The organism is Endothiovibrio diazotrophicus, from assembly GCF_054657215.1.
The window spans coordinates 1-17,211 of sequence record NZ_BAAHXB010000115.1 but is presented as its reverse complement, the minus strand read 5'-3'; the positions used below and the strand labels follow the sequence as shown (position 1 = coordinate 17,211).

Annotated in this window: 14 protein-coding genes; 6 read left to right on the top strand and 8 right to left on the bottom strand. The window is 68.2% G+C overall.

Going from position 1 to position 17,211, the window contains the following annotated elements:
- Nucleotides 1–67 precede the first annotated feature (67 nt).
- Nucleotides 68–1,393 carry a sigma-54-dependent transcriptional regulator gene (locus ACYQ2W_RS21280; protein ID WP_459871881.1) on the top strand — a complete coding sequence of 442 codons (1,326 nt, stop codon included), beginning with the start codon at nt 68–70 and terminating at the stop codon, nt 1,391–1,393.
- 377 nt (nt 1,394–1,770) lie between these two features.
- On the top strand, nt 1,771–2,046 hold the full coding sequence (rbp, locus tag ACYQ2W_RS21275) for an RNA-binding regulator (protein WP_459871879.1): 276 nt from the start codon (nt 1,771–1,773) through the stop codon (nt 2,044–2,046).
- Between the two features lie 146 nt (nt 2,047–2,192).
- Here the strand turns inward: rbp and ACYQ2W_RS21270 are convergent, their stop codons facing one another.
- Nucleotides 2,193–2,888, bottom strand: a complete 696-nt coding sequence (locus ACYQ2W_RS21270) for an arylesterase (RefSeq protein ID WP_459871877.1) — start codon at nt 2,886–2,888, stop codon at nt 2,193–2,195.
- Between the two features lie 24 nt (nt 2,889–2,912).
- Here ACYQ2W_RS21270 and ACYQ2W_RS21265 point away from each other — a divergent pair, with 24 nt between their 5' ends.
- Both ACYQ2W_RS21265 and ACYQ2W_RS21260 read left to right on the top strand, forming a co-directional pair.
- Nucleotides 2,913–3,590, top strand: coding sequence for an ABC transporter ATP-binding protein (locus tag ACYQ2W_RS21265; protein WP_459871884.1), 678 nt, complete (start codon nt 2,913–2,915; stop codon nt 3,588–3,590).
- Complete coding sequence (locus tag ACYQ2W_RS21260) at nt 3,587–6,079, top strand: ABC transporter permease (protein WP_459871875.1); 2,493 nt, start codon at nt 3,587–3,589, stop codon at nt 6,077–6,079. The genes ACYQ2W_RS21265 and ACYQ2W_RS21260 overlap by 4 nt, the downstream gene beginning before the upstream one ends.
- On the opposite strand, the gene ACYQ2W_RS21255 is transcribed toward ACYQ2W_RS21260, so the two are convergent.
- On the bottom strand, nt 6,063–6,308 hold the full coding sequence (locus ACYQ2W_RS21255; protein ID WP_459871872.1) for a hypothetical protein: 246 nt from the start codon (nt 6,306–6,308) through the stop codon (nt 6,063–6,065). The two genes, ACYQ2W_RS21260 and ACYQ2W_RS21255, sit on opposite strands and share 17 nt — an antisense overlap.
- A 264-nt stretch (nt 6,309–6,572) precedes the next feature.
- Nucleotides 6,573–6,755: a hypothetical protein gene (locus ACYQ2W_RS21250; protein WP_459871869.1), complete on the bottom strand. Its 183-nt coding sequence runs from the start codon at nt 6,753–6,755 to the stop codon at nt 6,573–6,575.
- A gap of 145 nt (nt 6,756–6,900) precedes the next feature.
- Here ACYQ2W_RS21250 and ACYQ2W_RS21245 point away from each other — a divergent pair, with 145 nt between their 5' ends.
- Nucleotides 6,901–7,458, top strand: coding sequence for a BPSL1445 family SYLF domain-containing lipoprotein (locus ACYQ2W_RS21245; protein ID WP_459871866.1), 558 nt, complete (start codon nt 6,901–6,903; stop codon nt 7,456–7,458).
- Between the two features lie 566 nt (nt 7,459–8,024).
- On the opposite strand, the gene ACYQ2W_RS21240 is transcribed toward ACYQ2W_RS21245, so the two are convergent.
- From ACYQ2W_RS21240 to glgP, 4 genes are all read right to left on the bottom strand, one after another.
- A complete protein-coding gene (locus ACYQ2W_RS21240) occupies nt 8,025–11,264 on the bottom strand; it encodes an EAL domain-containing protein (protein ID WP_459871863.1) in 3,240 nt (1,079 codons plus the stop codon).
- Between the two features lie 291 nt (nt 11,265–11,555).
- Nucleotides 11,556–12,578, bottom strand: a complete 1,023-nt coding sequence (locus ACYQ2W_RS21235; RefSeq protein WP_459871860.1) for a cyclic di-GMP phosphodiesterase — start codon at nt 12,576–12,578, stop codon at nt 11,556–11,558.
- Nucleotides 12,579–12,583: 5 nt separating this feature from the next.
- Entirely contained in the window at nt 12,584–12,748 is a 165-nt protein-coding gene (locus ACYQ2W_RS21230) for a rubredoxin (RefSeq protein WP_459871857.1), read from the bottom strand.
- Nucleotides 12,749–13,027: 279 nt separating this feature from the next.
- Complete coding sequence (glgP, locus tag ACYQ2W_RS21225) at nt 13,028–15,619, bottom strand: alpha-glucan family phosphorylase (protein ID WP_459871855.1); 2,592 nt, start codon at nt 15,617–15,619, stop codon at nt 13,028–13,030.
- Nucleotides 15,620–15,779: 160 nt separating this feature from the next.
- Here glgP and ACYQ2W_RS21220 point away from each other — a divergent pair, with 160 nt between their 5' ends.
- Nucleotides 15,780–16,235, top strand: coding sequence for a hypothetical protein (locus tag ACYQ2W_RS21220; RefSeq protein ID WP_459871852.1), 456 nt, complete (start codon nt 15,780–15,782; stop codon nt 16,233–16,235).
- 567 nt (nt 16,236–16,802) lie between these two features.
- On the opposite strand, the gene ACYQ2W_RS21215 is transcribed toward ACYQ2W_RS21220, so the two are convergent.
- On the bottom strand, nt 16,803–17,183 hold the full coding sequence (locus tag ACYQ2W_RS21215) for a DUF6165 family protein (protein ID WP_459871849.1): 381 nt from the start codon (nt 17,181–17,183) through the stop codon (nt 16,803–16,805).
- Between the last annotated feature and the right edge of the window lie 28 nt (nt 17,184–17,211).

Below are 17,211 nucleotides of genomic sequence, written 5' to 3'. Positions count from 1 at the left end.
CGAAGGCCGAAAACGGGAGGCGCCGGATTGCGGCGACAACGGGTGGGTGATTTCGTAACATGGCCGCATGAACCAAATCCTGATTGTCGAAGACGAGGCGGTGATCCGCGCGGCGCTGCGCCGGTTGCTGGAGCGCAACGGCTATGGGGTGGCCGAGGCGGGGAGCGTCGCCGAGGCGCAGGCGGGGGAGGACCCCGCCTCGTTCGATCTGGTGATCGCCGACCTGCGCCTGCCCGGTGCGCCCGGTACCGAGATGATCGCCCGCGCCGGCGACACGCCGGTGGTGATCATGACCAGCTACGCCAGCGTCAACTCGGCGGTCGAGGCGATGAAGCTGGGGGCGGTGGACTACATCGCCAAGCCCTTCGACCACGACGAGCTGTTGATGCTGGTGGCGCGCATCCTGGAGCAGCGGCGGCTGGCGCGGACCCACGCCGTGCTCCGCTCCGAGCTGGCGGAGGCCTATCCGGTGGCGGGGATGGTCGGCGAGTGTCCGGCGATGCGCGAGGTGCGCACCCGCATCGCCAAGGTGGCGCCCACCGACACCACGGTGCTGGTGCTCGGCGAATCGGGCACCGGCAAGGAACTGGTGGCGCGGGCGGTCCACGAGCAGAGCGGCCGCCGCGATGCGCCGATCATCACCGTCAACTGCGCGGCGATCCCCGAGGGGCTGATCGAGTCGGAGCTGTTCGGCCATGAGAAGGGGGCGTTCACCGGGGCGGTGGGGATGCGCGAGGGGTTGGTGGAGGCGGCCGACGGCGGGACGCTGTTCCTCGACGAGATCGGCGAGCTGCCGCAATCGGCCCAGGCGCGGCTGCTGCGGGTGTTGCAGGAGGGAGAGATCCGCCGGGTGGGGGCGGCCCACGTCCGGCGGGTGAACGTGCGGCTGATCGCCGCCACCCACCGCGATCTGCAGGCGATGGTCGAGCAGGGGGCGTTCCGCGAGGACCTCTACTTCCGCCTCAACGTGGTGCGCGTCGACCTGCCGCCGCTGCGCGAGCGGGGCGGGGATATCGAGACCCTGGCCGGGTTCCTGCTCGACAAGGCGTGCCGTCGGCTCAACCGGCCGGCCATGGGGTTGACCGGGGAGGCGCTGGCGGCGATCCGCGGCCACCGTTGGCCGGGCAACGTGCGGGAGCTGGAGAACGCGGTGGAGCGGGCGGTGATCCTCGGTGACGGCGAGGCGGTCACCGCGGAACACCTGGGCCTGGAGGGGACCGCGGCGGAGGCGGCCGGTGGACCGGCGGAGGGGGAGAGCCTGGAGGAGTATTTCGTCCGCTTCGTCCGCCGCCATCAGGGGGCGATGACCGAGACCGAGCTGGCCCGCCGCCTGGGGATCAGCCGCAAGACCCTGTGGGAGCGGCGGCAGCGGATGGGGATTCCCCGGTCCTAGGATTGGAATGAATTTTCGGTGATTGCCCTGGCGGGATCTTCCGCCTTGGTCTACATTCGAAAAATAAGATGATGACCGAGGGGCTCCGCCCGCCGCCGGCGAGCGCGGCGCCCCGGAATTTCTGCTGAAGTTGAATTCGACCACCAGAGCCCCCTTTTCCCCCTTCCCGCACCGGCGCGAGCCGGCGGCGCCCCGGGCTTCTGTCCCCAAATCGCTGTTCACCGATCGTCAAGCACTCCTGTTCTCCGGTTGCCGGCAAAGCCGTAACCGTACCGGCCGCGGTCTCGCCGCGGGATCACCTTCCCTCCCCGTGCGGGAGGTTGGCAGGGAGAGTAAGGGCTCTCCCACTGTTCGACCTGTAGGATGGAATTGTTGAGATGAAGAATATCTATGTCGGCAATCTGCCGTTCAGTACCACGGATGACGACCTTCGCTCCGCCTTCGAGGCCCACGGTGAGGTGAGTTCCGCCCAAGTGATCTTCGATCGCGAGACCCGCCGCTCCCGCGGTTTCGGTTTCGTCGAGATGCCCAATGCCCACGAGGCCGACACCGCCATCGAGGTGATGAACGGCACCGATATGGGCGGGCGTCCGCTGCGGGTCAACGAGGCCCGACCGCGGGAAGACCGTCGCCCCCCCCGGCGCGCATTTTGATTTTCGGCGGCTTGCCGGGGTTTGGGGGCGTACCGCCCGATCGCGGCGGATGTTGCTGATCGGTGCGTGCCCCCCTTCGGGGCCGCCGAAAATCAAAACATTGGGTGAAGTAGGGCGGGTGCATCGCGCCTGCCGTGGCGTTCGTGCTACTCCTGCCCGTGGGGTGTTCGCTCCGCTGCCAAGGCGGGCGCGGTATTCGTGTTGCGATCATCCCGGCCATGATCTTCTTCCGCCAACAGCGGAAAAAGATGGCGCCAGACGTTCTCCAGCAGGGTCGGTTGGCCCTCCGCCGTGGGGTGGAGGCCGTCGGCCTGCATCCACTCGGGCCTCAGCGCCACCCCCTCCAGCAGGAACGGGACCAGCGGAACCCCCTTTTTCTCGGCCAGTCGGCCGTAGACGGCGTAGAAAGGTTCGGTGAAGGCGGGGCCGTAGTTGGGCGGGAGGCGGATGCCCACCAACAGGATGCGGGCACCCGCCTCGCGACCGCGGTCGATGATCGCCACCAGATTGGCCTCCATCTCGTTCGCCGGGATGCCGCGCAGCCCATCGTTTCCTCCCAGTTCGATGATCAGCAGTGCCGGGTGGTGGCGCTCCAGTGCCGCCGGCAGGCGGGCGAGGGCGCCGCGGCTGGTGTCGCCGCTGATGCTGGCGTTGACCACTCGATGGGGATAGCCTTCCCGGCTAAGGCGCCGCTCCAGCAGATCGACCCAGCCGCTCCCCGCCGCAACGCCGTAGCCGGCGCTGAGGCTGTCGCCGAGTACCAGGATCACCGGTGGTTCGGCGGCGCACGCGGAGGCGAAGGTGAGGGCGAATAGCAGGGCGAGGGCGTGGAGGAGTTTCATGGGCGTGAGGGCGAGCGGATGACGATGTCGGAGCAGGGTGGGCCGATGGTGGAGGCCCGTGAGCTTACCAAGCGGGTGACCAGCCCGGAAGGCGAGTTGACGATCCTCGACGGGGTGACGCTGGCGATCGGTGCGGGGGAGGCGGTGGCGGTGATCGGCGCCTCCGGTTCCGGCAAGTCGACCCTGCTGGGGCTGCTGGCGGGGTTGGACACCCCCTCCCACGGCGAGGTGCGCCTGGCCGGCCAGCTCCTCGGCGCGTTGGACGAGGACGGTCGGGCGCGGCTGCGCGGCGAGCGGGTCGGTTTCGTCTTCCAGTCGTTCCAACTGCTCCCCAGTCTCACCGCCCTGGAGAACGTGATGCTGCCGCTGGAGCTGGCCGGCGGCGGCGGGGCGCGGGCGGCGGCGCTGGAGATGCTCGGCCGGGTCGGGCTCGGCGGGCGGCTGCACCACTATCCCAACCAGCTCTCCGGCGGCGAGCAGCAGCGGGTGGCGATCGCCCGCGCCTTCGTGGTGGGGCCGGCGATCCTCTTCGCCGACGAGCCCACCGGCAATCTCGATACCCACACCGGCGAGCGCATCGCCGAGTTGCTCTTCGATCTCAACCGGGAGCGCGGCACCACCCTGGTGCTGGTCACCCACGATCTCCATCTGGCGCAGCGCTGCACCCGTTCGGTGGAGCTGGAGGCGGGGCGGCTGTTATGAGAAGTGCGCGGCTCGGTCTGCACTCCCTGCGCCGGGAGTGGCGCGCCGGCGAACTGCGGGTGCTCGCCCTGGCGCTGGTGGTGGCGGTGGCGGCGATCACTTCGGTGGGCTTCTTCACCGATCGGGTACGGGTCGGTCTGGAGCGTCAGGCGGGGGAGCTGTTGGCCGCCGACCTGCGGGTGGTCGGCTCCGCCCCGCCGCCCGAGGCGTGGGCGGCGGAGGGGCGGCGGCGCGGGCTGGCGGCCAGCTCCTATGTCCGCTTTCCCAGCGTCGTGCTGGCCGGGGAGCGGGCGCAACTGGTCTCGGCCAAGGCGGTGGCGGCGGGCTATCCGTTACGAGGGGAGCTGCGTAGCGCGGCGACCCCGTTTGCCGCGGAGGAGGGGGGCGGGGCGCCGGCGCCCGGCACGGTGTGGGCCGAGGCGCGGCTCTTTCCGCTGCTCGGCATCGCGCCGGGGGATTCGGTGAAGCTGGGGCGCGCCACTCTCCGCGTGGCGCGGGTGCTCACCTACGAACCGGATCGGGGTGGGGGGTTCTCCGAGCTCGCGCCGCGGCTGCTGTTCAACGCCGCCGACCTGGAGGCCACCGCGCTGATCCGGCCCGGGAGCCGGGTGCGCTACGCCCTGCTGGCCGCCGGCGAGGTGCAAGCGGTGGCCGGCTTTCGCCGCTGGCTGAAGGAGCGGCTCGGGCCGGGGATGCGCATCGAGGGGGTGCGCGATGCCCGTCCGGAGTTGAAGAGCGCCCTTGAGCGGGCGGAGCGGTTCCTCGGGCTGGCGGCGATGGTCAGCGTGATCCTCGCCGGGGTGGCGGTGGCGCTGGCCGCCCGCCGCCACGCCGAGCGCCACCTGGACGGGGCGGCGGTGATGCGCTGCCTCGGCGCCGGCCAGCGGCAGGTGCTGGCGATCTATCTGTGGCAGATGGTGTGGCTCGGCCTGGCCGCCTGCGCGCTGGGGGCGGCGGTCGGCTATGGCGCCCAGGAGGGGCTGGTGCGGCTGCTCGGCTCCCTGGTGCCGGCCGGCGCGTCGGGGGCGCTGCCGGCACCCTCGCCGTGGCCGCTGCTGTCGGCGCTGGTCACCGGGATGGCGGCGCTGCTCGGTTTTGCCCTGCCGCCGCTGCTGCCGTTGCGCCGGGTGCCGCCGGCGCGGGTACTGCGCCGCGACCTGGGGCCGGCGCCCGCCGGCGCATGGTGGGTCTACGGCGGCGCGGTGACGGTGCTGGCCGTGCTGATGGCGTGGCAGGCGGGAGAGGCGCGGCTGGCGGTGCTGGTGATCGGCGGGGTGGCGGTGACCCTCGCCCTGTTGGTGGCCGCCGCCTGGCTGCTGGTGCGGGCGCTGCGGCCGCTGCGCGCGCGGGTCGGGGTCTCCTGGCGCTGGGGGCTGGCCAACATCGGCCGGCGGGCCGGCGGCAGCGTGATCCAGGTGGCCGCCTTCGGGCTCGGCATCATGGCGCTGCTGCTGCTCGGCATCGTCCGCGTCGATCTGCTGGAGGGGTGGCGGGCGAGCCTGCCGGAGCGGGCCCCCAACCAGTTCCTGATCAACATCCAGCCCGACGAGGTGGCGGGGGTGGCGCGCTTCATCCACGATGGCGGCGGGCCGCAGCCCGACTTCCGGCCGATGATCCGCGGCCGGCTGGTGCGCGTCAACGAGCGGGCAGTAGGGCCCGACGATTACCAGAACCCGCGGGCCCAGCGATTGGTGGCCCGCGAGTTCAACCTCTCGTGGAGCGCGGCGCTCTACCCGGGCAACCGCATCGCCGCGGGACGCTGGTGGTCGCAAGGTGACTCGCCGGGTCAGTTCTCGGTGGAGTCGGGGCTGGCCGAGACCCTCGGCATCGCGCTGGGCGACCGACTCCGCTTCCGCATCGCCGGCCGCGAGGTGGAGGGGCGGGTGACCAGTCTGCGTGATCTGGAGTGGGGCAGCTTCCAGGTCAACTTCTTCGTCGCCGCGCCTCCCGGGCTGTTGGAGGAGTACCCGGCCACCTACATCACCGCCTTCCATTTGCCGCCGGAGCGGCGGGGGCTGCTGGCGGAGCTGGTGAAACGCTACCCCAGCGTCACGGTGATCGACGTGGAGGCGCTGATGGCCCAGGTGCGCTCGATCATCGAGCGGGTCAGCTCGGCGCTGGAGTACGTCTTCCTGTTCACGTTGGCGGCGGGGCTGACGGTGCTCTATGCGGCGATCCAGGCGACCTCCGACGAGCGGATGCGGGAGTCGGCGCTGCTGCGCACCCTGGGGGCGGATCGGCGGCGGTTGTGGGGGGGGATGGTGGCGGAGTTCGCCACGCTCGGGTTGTTGGCCGGCACGGTGGCGGCGCTGGCGGCCACCGCGGTGGGGTACGGGGTGTCGCTGTCGGTGTTCGACCTGCCGTACCGTCCGGACCCGCTGCTCTGGCTGGCGGGTCCACTGGGCGGGTTGGTCGGTGTCGGTGCGGCCGGACTGCTGGGGGTGCGGCGGGTGGTGGAGCGCCCGCCGCTGGCTACTCTTCGTCGCTGATCTTCATCGAGGCCGGCGCCGGCGCGGGTGGCGTCTCCTCCTTGGGGGCGACGGCGCGGAGGCGGCGGGGGTGCTCGGTACAGAGGCTGAGCAGCATCAGCAGCTTGGCCGCCTGGGTCGCCTGGGCGTCCCCGGCGCTGGCCGCGATGGCAGTGGAGGTGGGGGCCGCCAACGCGATGAATGCGGCTGCCCCGAGCGCTACGATGGACCGTCCGATCTGGCTTTTCATGGATTTAACCTTTTTTTGATTGGGGCTATACGTTGCGGCGCGTAATGGAATTGGAAAAACTACGGATTGCTCCCCATCCCTTACCAAATATAGTATGAACCCTAACAACAACGAGCGACCTAGTCGCCAATTGCCCGCCTTTGGCGGGTTTTTTTTGTCCCGATTTTGCCCTCGCCTTTCCTGGCGGCGGGCGGGGCCGCCGGCAGGCGGTTGCGGACCGTATCCCGGTGGTTGTCGGTGGCGCGCGGCGCACTCTGCCCGCCCCTATTCGTGGTGGTAGATGCCGCGGCGGCTCAGCTCCCGCTTCACCTCCTCGGCCCGTTCGTTGGGGATCAGGTAGCCGTTGACCTGATTTCCCCGCTCATCGGTGAGGTACCAGTCGGAAGAGCGCGGCATGTAGCCGATCTCCGACATCAGACGAACCATTTCTGCATCGACCCACAACATGACGGCACCCTCCTCGCGATCCGACGGAATTCCGGCGTCGCCGGTCCGGTTGTCTGAAAATATGCACAGGTCGTGCCGTCGATCGATTGATCGACTCGTGGTTTGCGCGTAGCGTGGCTCCCATCAACCATCGGAGGAGCTTTCCATGAGATCCGGACAGATGATTCGCGGCATCGTGTTGTTGTTCGCCTCGTTCGCGCTGCTCGCCTTCCAGGGCGAGGCGCCGGCGGCCTCGGCGAAGGAGATCGACATCAAGGTGAATGCGGCGTTGAAGCGCTTCACCAAGGAGGTGGGGGGCGCCGATGCGTTCCTCGCCGAGGCGAAGGGGGTGCTGGTCTTCCCGGAGGTGATCAAGGCGGGGATCGGCATCGGTGGCGAGTACGGCGAGGGGGCGTTGCGTGTCAACGGCGCCACGGTGGTCTACTACAGCACCGCCGCGGCCTCCATCGGCTTCCAACTGGGGGCGCAGAAGAAGAGCGTGATCCTGGTCTTTCTCGAATCGGCGGCGCTGGAGAAGTTCCGTCACAGCGACGGCTGGGAGGTGGGGGTCGACGGCTCGGTGGCGCTGGTGGAGCTGGGGGCGGGGGGCATGATCGACTCCACCGTGGTCAACAAGCCGATCGTCGCCTTCGTCTTCGGTCAGAAGGGGCTGATGTACAACCTGACCCTGGAGGGATCCAAGTTCACCAAGCTGGAGCGGTGAGCGGTTGCCGTTTTGAGGCGGTGTCGACGGCGGCCTGTGGCCGCCGTTTTCGATTTTGGGTTGGTGTTTCAATACGAAGTGATGATGGGCGGGGTGCGTGGCGACCGGCGTCGGCGCAGGGGCGGAAAGGCAGAGGGAATCTGCGAGGGTGATTTTCAGCACGAAGGATCAAGAAGGAAGAAGTTGCTCCTACCGTATCGAACACAATCATCCCCTTCTCGCCCTTCGTGGTTGATCGAAGCATAGGGCGGGCCGTGCCCGCCGTGTTCAACGGAGCCGCCGTTCGGACCGTTTTCCCCCGTCCTTTCGGAGCGGTGCCTTCGTTCGGCATGGCGCGCGCGGCACGCCCTATAGGTCCCGCTTGGGCCGGGTATCTCGAGGGCCGGAGCGGGTGGTGAGCCCTTTTAGGGCCCGCGAAAGAATAACTTCCTGTTTCGGGACGCCGATCCATCCCCTCCGGCGGCGTTGCGCAAAGGGTTGCATACAACGAGTATGCGCCCCTTTGCGCGCCTTGTCGGACGGGCGTCTCGACGCCCCAAAACAGGAAGTTATTCTTTCGCGGGCCCTTATCCCCGGTCGCGTTCACCCCACGCGGCGAGGAATGCGGCGAACTGGTCGGTCGGCAGCGGGCGGCTGTAGTGGTAGCCCTGGGCCAGTTCGCAGCCCCGCTCGCGCAGCAACTGGGCCTGCTCTTCGTTCTCCACTCCCTCGGCGACGATGTGCAGGCCGAGGGAGTGGCCCAGCGCGATCACCGCTTCGGTGATTGCCACGTCGTTGGCGTCCCCCGGGGTGTCCTTGACGAAGGAGCGGTCCACCTTGAGGCAGTTGAGGGGGAAGCGCTTGAGGTAGCTGAGCGAGGAGTAGCCGGTGCCGAAGTCGTCCACCGCCAGGGCCACGCCAAGGCTGCGCAGGCCGTCGAGTACCGCGATCACCTGGTCGGGATCGCTCATCAGGGCGCTCTCGGTGAGTTCCAGCTCCAACTGGCCGGCGGCGATGCCGCTCTCCTCCAGGGTGTGGGCGGTGAGCGCCACCACCTCGCCCCGCTCCAGCTGGATGCTGGAGAGGTTGACCGAGATCCGCTCCATCGCCCCCGCCTCCAGCCAGGGGCGCGCCTCGCGGCAGGCGGTGGCCAGCACCCAGGCGCCGATCGGCAGGATCAGGCCGCTCTCCTCGGCCAGCGGGATGAACTTGTCCGGCGGCACCAGCCCGAGCTCCGGGTGGTGCCAGCGGATCAACGCCTCGGCGCCGATCACCCGGCCGCTGCGCAGGTCGATCTGCGGCTGGTAGAAGAGCGCCAGCTGATCGCGCTCCACCGCGTGGCGCAGCTCGGACTCCAGGCGCATCCGTTCGGCCGCGGCGTCGGTCAGCTCGCTGGTGTAGAACTGGTAGTTGTTGCGCCCCCGCTCCTTGGCCCGGTACATGGCGCTGTCGGCGTTGCGCACTAGGGTGGCGACATCGTTGCCGTCGTCGGGGAACAGGCTGATGCCGATGCTGGCGCCGAGGACCAGGTCGTGGCCCTGGATCTGGAACGGCTCGCGCAGCGCGCCGAGCACCCGCTCGGCGATCTCGTCGAGCCGGGAGAGCTGGGCGAACTCCTCGATGATCAACATGAATTCGTCGCCGCCGAAACGGCCGACGGTGTCGCCGTGGGGGACGGTGCCGCGCAGCCGCAACGCCACCTCTTCGAGCAGCCGGTCGCCCATCGGGTGGCCGAAGGTGTCGTTGACGGTCTTGAAGCGGTCGAGATCGAGGAACATCACCGCCACCCGCTCGTCGGCGTCGGTGGCGCGCTCGATGGCATGGGCGAGGCGATCGGTGAGCACCAGCCGGTTGGGCAGTTCGGTCAGCGGGTCGTGGCGGGCGAGGTGTTCGAGTTTCGCCTCGGTCTGCTTCAGCGTGCTGATGTCGGTGAAGACGGCGACATAGTGGGTTACCTCTCCGTGCTGGTCGCGGATCGAGCTGATGGTGATCAGCTCGGGGTTGACCTCGCCGCTTTTTTTGCGGTTCCAGATCTCGCCGCTCCAACTGCCGGTCTCGCGGATCGAGGCCCACATCGCCTGGTAGAACTCGGGGCCGTGGCGGTCGGAACGGCGCAGGTTGGGGCGCTGGCCGAGCACCTCCTCCTCGCTGAAGCCGGTGATCTCGCTGAAGGCGCGGTTGACCGCGATGATCCGCGCCTCCGCGTCGGTGATCAGTACCCCCTCGGCGGTGTTCTCGAAGACCGCCGCCGACTGGCGCAGCTTGGCCTCCGCCTGGCGCTGGGCGGTGACGTCGCGGAACACCCCGAGGGTACCGATGCATTCGCCCTCATCGTCACGCACCGGGGTGCGGATGGTGTGGATGATCGCCTCGCGCCCGTCGTGGAGGTAGCGTTCGTCCTGGTCCAGTGGCGCGCCGCTCTCCAGCACCCGGCGATCGTCGGCGCGGTAGCGCTCGGCCAGTTCGGCGGGGAAGTAGTCGAAGTCGTCGTGACCCACCACTTCGGCGGGTTCGAGGCCGAGGTCACCGGCGAAGGCGCGGTTGCAGGAGACGTAGCGGCCGCCGCAGTCCTTGTAGATCACCCGCTGGGGGATGTGTTCGACCAGGGTGCGGTGCTTGGTCTCGCTCTCGCTGAGTTCCCGCTGGCGCCGTTCGATCTCGGCGGCCATGGCGTTGACGGCGCGGGCCAGCCGCGCCATCTCGTCGCACCCCTCCACCTCCACCCGCGCGTGGTAGTCCCCTTCGCGCAGGGCGGTGACCGAGTCGAGCAGCCGGGCCACCGGCCGGCCGATGGCGCGGTGGGCGGTGACCACGCCGATCGGCAGGATCACCAGCGCCGCCACCACCAGCACGCCGAGCACTGCCGGGTAGGTGTTGCGCACCGCGGCGCGCACCTCCTCCTTGGGGACGGCGGCGAGGAGTACGCTGGTGCCGTCCTCTCGTGGCAGGCGGGCCGCGGCGAGGAAGTAGTGGGGATCGGGGAGCTGGGCGAAGGCGGGATCGGTGGCCGCCGGGTCGAGCACCGGGAGGGTCTCGGCGGGGGGAGGGGGCACTCGGTCGGCCAGTGCGCCCACGCCCACGCCCACGCCCACGCCCACGCCCACGCCCTCGCCGTCGTTGATCAGGGCGAACTCCTGGCCGCCGGCGCGTTCGATCTCGCGGACGAAGTCGTCTCCCAGGGTGAGGGTCGCCACCAGGGTGCCTACCGGCAGCGGCTCGCCGCCGGTGATGTGGCGGACGATGGGAGCGCTCGCCTCCAACGCCAGTTGGCCGTCCACACGGTGGATGTGCAGTTGGTGGGGGCGCTGGTCGGGCGGCAGGAAACCGGCGACCGCCGGTGGTTCGCCGCCCTCGATCCAGTCCGCATCCGCCGTTCGCCGCAGGGTGAGCGGTTGGCCCCCGCGATAGCTGCGGATGCCCTCCTCATTGCGGCCGTTGCCGAGGTAGTAGGCGACCAGCTCGCCGTCGGCGGTGTAGGCCACCAGCCGGCTCAGACGGGCGGTGGGGGCGAGCGCGGCGAAACGGTCGGCGATACGCCGCTTCTCCGGATCGAAGATCAGTGGCTGGTAGGTCCCCGCGTCGGCGTAGCGCTGGATCATGTTCATCGCCGAGACCAGCTCGCGGCTGGCGGCGATGGCCTGCGCATGCCCCTGGACGGTCTCCTCCGCGTCACGCAGGCGGTTGGCGACCAGGGCGTAGAGGTCGTGAAAGCTGCTCACCGCCGAGCGCTGGTAGTAGCGGGTGATCAGGTGGTCCAGCGCGACCCCCACCAGCAGCAGGGTGAGGGTGATGGTGCCGAGGAGCAGCAGCAGGAGTTTCCGTTTCATCGGGGGGGAGAATAGTGGTGCGATTCGGCAAGGAGGCGAACGCCGTCATTGTAGCGGTTTCCATTCCCGGTCGTAGGCGGGGGATGGGCGGGTTGGGGACGGTAGATTCGTTTTGTCAGGTTAAAGGCGAAAGGTAAAAGGTTATAGGGCCTTCGTCCGACGCGCTCCGGGTTTCGGTGCCGTATCGGTCGGGAAGCGGGGTGTCGGGGCGGCACAGCCCGTTTCTTCCCTTTAACCTATCACCTTTAGCCTTTGACCTGAGCAGCGCGTCCTCTGCTATCCGGTGGGCGTTTAGCGGAACAGCATCACGAAGCGCGAGAAAAGTTCGCGGTCGAAGTGGGCGGACATCTTCTCCTTCATCAGGGTCAGCGCGTCGAACGGGGTCATCGCCTTCTTGTAGGAGCGCTCGGCGGTCAGTGCGTCGAACACGTCGGCAATGCCGCAGATGCGGCCGTAGAGGTGGATCTCCTCGTTGTGCAGTCCCTTCGGGTAGCCGGTGCCGTCGGCGAACTCGTGATGCTGCATGATGATCAGCCGGCACTCCTCGGAGAGCGCGTTGGCCTCCTTCAGCAGCTTGTAGCCCTGGTAGGGGTGGATGCGCACCCGCTGCATCTCTTCGTCGGTGAGCCGGCCGGGCTTGTTGATGATCGCCGGGTCGACCCGCACCTTGCCCAGGTCGTGGAGGAAGAAGCCGGCGCCCAGCTCGTGCAGGTCGTGGGCGTCGCTGTCGGCAAACAGCGCCTTGGAAAGCATCAGCGAGGTGACGCCGACGTTGACCGAGTGGGTGTAGGTGTAGAAGTCGTGGGTGGTGATGCGCAGCAGGTTGGCAGCGGTGGCGTCGTCCGAGAGGATCAGGTCGGTGATCTGGTTGATCGCCTGCTTGCCGGCGCGCAGGGACTCGGCGGTGGGGCTCTCCAGCAGCCGCTCCATCAGTACCCGGGCGTTCTCGTAGACCGCCCGGGACTTGCGCTCCGGCGGCAGGGAGTGGTCGGCCAGCGCCTCGCGCAGGGCATCGGGGACGAGGGTGTCCGCCGACCACTTGGCGGGCGGCTCGCCCTCCCGCGGGTCGGGCGTGGGGTCCTGGTGGCTGATGTGCTCCAGTTCCTCGATGGTGGGCGGGGGCGGTACGCTACGGGCCGGGTCCACCGGCACCCGGGTAAGACCGCAGCCGGCGATCTCGCGGATCTGCTCGCGGCTCTTGATGCGGAAGCTCCCCTTGAGGAAGGGGTGGTTGCTCCACGAGAGCGGGAGGACCACGTACATCCCCTCGCGCAGCTCGTCGATGGGGATCTCGCGCAGTGGTGCGGTGCCCATCGGCGCTACCCGGCTTGCAGGGTGAAGGCGTCTTTGCCGGCACCGCAGTCGGGACAGACCCAGTCGGCGGGCAGCTCGTCGAAGGGGGTTCCGGGGGGAATGCCCTCGTCGGGCAGGCCGTCGGCCTCGTCGTAGATCAGGCCGCACACTTCACACAGGTAACGTTTCATTGGTCTCGGGGCTCCGCTCCGCCGGGGGGAGGATAACTGGGAAGTATAGCGAGGAGGGAGCGGTCAATTAAACGGGTTGTTGTGGGGATATTCGCCGACCTGCGTTTTTGGCGGGGGTGTATCACTCCGTCGACCTCGGGTCAAAGGCGATAAGGTCAAAGGTCAAAGGGAAGAGCGGTCGTGCCCGCCCGATACCGTGGTTTCCAGTCAATCCGGCAGCGGAAGCGTTGGATGACGTCGAACGAAGGCCCTTTAACCTTTTACCTTTCGCCTTTTACCTCATATCCACGACATCCGCCCCAGCTCGAAGCGGTGGGCGAGGAGGTCGTGATAGGGGTAGAGGCGCAGCTTGTAGTACTGCAGGCCGGGCAGGCGGGTGTTGAGGCGCAGCTCGAAGATCACCGCCCCATCGTCGGCGCGGCCGGTGGGGGTCATCGGCCGGCAGTCGCGGGAGGTGAAGCCGCCGTCGGCGGCGACCTTGCCCACCAGGCAGCCGAGTACCACGTCCTCCGGGTCGAGTCCGTCGAGCTCCACCGCCACCCGCACCACCACCTCCTCGCCGTCGAGCACGCTGGTGCGCACCTCGTCGATGCGCCGCGCGCGCACCTTCGGCCAGGAGGCCCGTACCTTCGCCTTCCAGGCGGCCAGCTCGTGGGCCGCGGCGGCGTCGTGATCCCCCGCGCCGAGCAGCTTGCGGCGGTGGGCGTTGGCCGGGGCGTAGAGGTTGGCGACGTAGTCGAGCACCATCCGCTGGGAGTTGAAGCGCGGCAGGATGGTGCGCATGGAGGCCTTCGACATCGCCAGCCACTCCTTCGAGTAGCCCTGGCTGTTGCGGTTGTAATAAGCGGGGACCACCTCCTTCTCCAGGATGTCGAGCAAGTCGTGGCCCTCCTCGCGGTCGCGGTAACTGGCGTCGAACTCCGGGCCGTGGGGGGCGATCGCCCAGCCGTTGGCGACGCCGCCGTCGTTCACGTAGCCCTCGCCCCACCAGCCGTCGAGCACGCTGAGGTTGATCACCCCGTTGACCCCTGCCTTCTGGCCGGAGGTGCCGCTCGCCTCCAGCGGGTATTCGGGGTTGTTGAGCCAGACGTCGACGCCGGAGACCAGTTCGCGGGCCAGCCCCAGGTTGTAGTCCTCCAGCAGCAGCAGCTTGCCGATGAACTCGGGGCGCCGGGAGATCTCGTGGATGCGGCGGATCAGCTCCTGCCCCGGCTGGTCGCTGGGGTGGGCCTTGCCGGCGAAGAGCATCAGGATCGGGCGCTCGGGGTCGTTGACCAGGCGGTCGAGCCGCTCCAGGTCGGAAAAGAGCAGAGTAGCGCGCTTGTAGGTGGCGAAGCGGCGGGCGAAGCCGACGGTCAGCACGTCGCTGGTGTGGGCGGTGAGGTTGCGGGTGAGCGCCTCGATCAGGGCGCGGCTGGCGCCGTTGCGCTGGCACTGCAGCTCGACCCGCCGGCGCACCTCCTCGAGCAGGCTGGACTTGAGCGACTTGCGCACGCTCCAGAAGGAGTGGTCCGGGATCTCCTGGATGCAGTTCCAGTAGTCGGGATCGGTGAGCCGGTTGCGCCACTCGGCGCCGAGGCTCAGGTCGAACAGGTTGGCCCACTGGCGGGCGAGGAAGGTGGGGACGTGGATGCCGTTGGTGACGTAGGCGATCGGGTTCTCCTTGGGCGGGATCTCCGGCCAGACGTAGGCGGCCATCTCGGCGGCGACGTCACCGTGGATGCGGCTCACCCCGTTGTGGAAGCGCGAGCCGCGCAGGGCCAGGGCGGTCTGGTTGAAATTGCCGGGGTAGCCCGGGGCGGAGCCGAGGGAGAGGAAATCGTCCAGCGACAGGTTGAGGTCGCGGGCAAAGGCGCCGAAGTAGTTGCCCATCAGCTCGTTGGAGAAGGCGTCGTGGCCGGCCGGCACCGGGGTGTGGGTGGTGAAGATGGTGCCGGCGGCGATCAGCTCGAGGGCGCTGTCGAAGGACATCCCGGCGGCGACGTGCTCGCGGGCCCGTTCGAGGATCTGGAAGGCGGAGTGGCCCTCGTTGATGTGCCATACCGTGGGGTGCAGACCGAGGGCGCGCAGCGCGCGCACGCCGCCGATGCCGAGGACGATCTCCTGGCGGATGCGGGTGTTGAGATCGCCGCCGTAGAGCTGGTAGGTGATCGCCCGGTCGTCCTCGTTGTTGCCCTCCAGGTCGCTGTCGAGGAGGTACAGATCGATGTGTCCCGCCTTCACCCGCCACACCTTGAGGGTGACGTTGCGTCCCGGCAGCTCCACCTGCACCGTGATCGGGTCACCATGGGCGTCGAGGGCGGGGCGGATCGGCAGTTCGCCGAACTGGCTCGGGGTGTAGACCGCGATCTGGCGTCCCTCCTTGTCGATCTGCTGGGTGAAGTAGCCCTTGCGGTAGAGCAGCCCCACCGCGACGAAGGGCAGCCCGAGGTCGCTGGCCGCCTTGCAGTGGTCGCCGGCGAGGATGCCGAGGCCGCCGGAGTAGATCGGCAGCGACTCGTGGAGCCCGAATTCGGCGCAGAAGTAGGCTACCAGGTCGTGCTCCGGATCGAGGTGGGCGGTGACCGAAGGCTGTGGGCGGTTCTCCTGGTAGGTGTCGTAGAAGGAGAGCACCCGGTTGAACTCGACGACGAAGATGCGATCCTCGGCCGCCTCCTCCAGGCGGCTCTGGGCGACCCGGCGCAGGAACAACTTGGGGTTGTGGCCGCACTCTTCCCACAGTGCGGGGTCGAGCCGGCAGAACAGGCCGCGCACCTCGCTATCCCAGGAGTAGAGCAGGTCGTTGGCCAGCTCTTCCAGGCGGTGCAGCGGCTCGGGGATGTGCGGGCGGACTTCCAGGGAGAAGAGGGTTCCGGGGGTGGTGTTGGACATGGTGGTTTCGATTCTGTTTGGGCGTGGCGGGCAGGGATGCCGATTGTCGCGATTCCCTGTTACGGGTCAATGAACAGGTCATCGGCAGGTAAGGAATATCCTTTTTTGACCCGTTTTTTTTCTCTGATTGGTTCATGCTTCAGAAGCAACGGATGGTCGATTGCGCGGGGGCACAGTGTTGCGCTGTCTGTCGCTGGTGGTGATCGCCGCGTGGCTGGGCAGGGCTAGCGTCGCTGCGGCCGACCGTCCGGCCGGGGAGATCGCCATCGGCGTGCTCACCCTCCACGGCTCCGAGCGGGTAGTGGATCGCTGGGGCCCTACCGCAGAGTATCTCACCGGCAAGGTTCCCGGTCACCGCTTTCTGCGGGGGCGGCGCAGCCGCGAGCTGATCCCGGAAGTGGCCGGCGACGGCATCCTCGGCCTCGATCGGGAGGGGGGCCACACTTTCTTTCAACACCGCCGCCGAACGGGCGCTGGTGGAGGCGATGGGGTGACGAGATGGCCGGGAGCGGTCTGGTCGAAACCACTCCTGATTACCACGCTCCGCGTGGCAACCAGGCCATCCGTTTGGACGCTCCGCGTCAGCGCCGCGGCCTGGTATCACCGCCGCGCCTGAAGCTGGACGCAGAGCGTCCAGGGACACGGGTTACGACGCAGAGCGTCGTAACCAGAACGCACCAGAACGCTTGCTTTCCGGTTGGCTCCTCCCCTGGTTGCTCCTCCCCGGCTCCCCCTGGTTGCGACGCTCTGCGTCGCAACCGACGACCTTGGACGCTCTGCGTCCTACCGGCCGGCCGGTGCGGAGGTGATGTCGGCGCAGCTCCGAGGATCACCGTCCGTTCCACCCCCTCTCCGCACCGACCCCATTCCCAATGACCGGCCATTTTACTCAACGTTGTTCACACCACTTCATTTGTTACGGTTTCCTGAAGTTCTGATTAAACATCCGTGTCTAAGTGATTGATGTTGTTTGTAAGTAATTGATTTTATTTGATTTGTGGTTTGCCTGTTTTTTGATCAACCTGTTCCCGAGGCCGCCGTTGCGCGGTCTGGCGGGGGTTATTCGACGGTTATCCCCAAACTTATCCACAGCATTTGTGGATAACTTCGGGGCGCGGAAGAGCGCGTTTCCTTTCCGTTCCTGTGGGGGGGGGCGTTCGCGGCGTGCCCCGGTCAGGCGACCTCAATAGGCCGCGTAGGACTTCTCCTCGATCAGCACGGAGTCGGTAGCCAGGTTGATCTCCCGTTTGATCGCGCAGCGGCGGTCGTTCTGGTGGTAGACCGCGCGGGCCAGGGTGATGAAGCGCTCGCCGAAATCCCCGTTCCGTTCGCAGTCGCGGATCGCGTCCTCGGTCTCCCAGAGGCCGGCGTTGGCCTCCTTCAACTGCTCGCGCAGGGCGCCGACGTCGGGTAGGGCGGCGGCGCGCAGCACCTCGTTGAGGGCGTTCCACTCGGCCTCGATGTTGCGCCGCTTCTCCTCGGCGTCGATGTGCTGGAGCTTTAGCTCCAGGATGGTGAGTTTGTCGATCAGTTCGCCGGCCGGTACCGGGATCGAGATCATCATGGCGTCGTCTCTCCACGCGGTCGTTGTT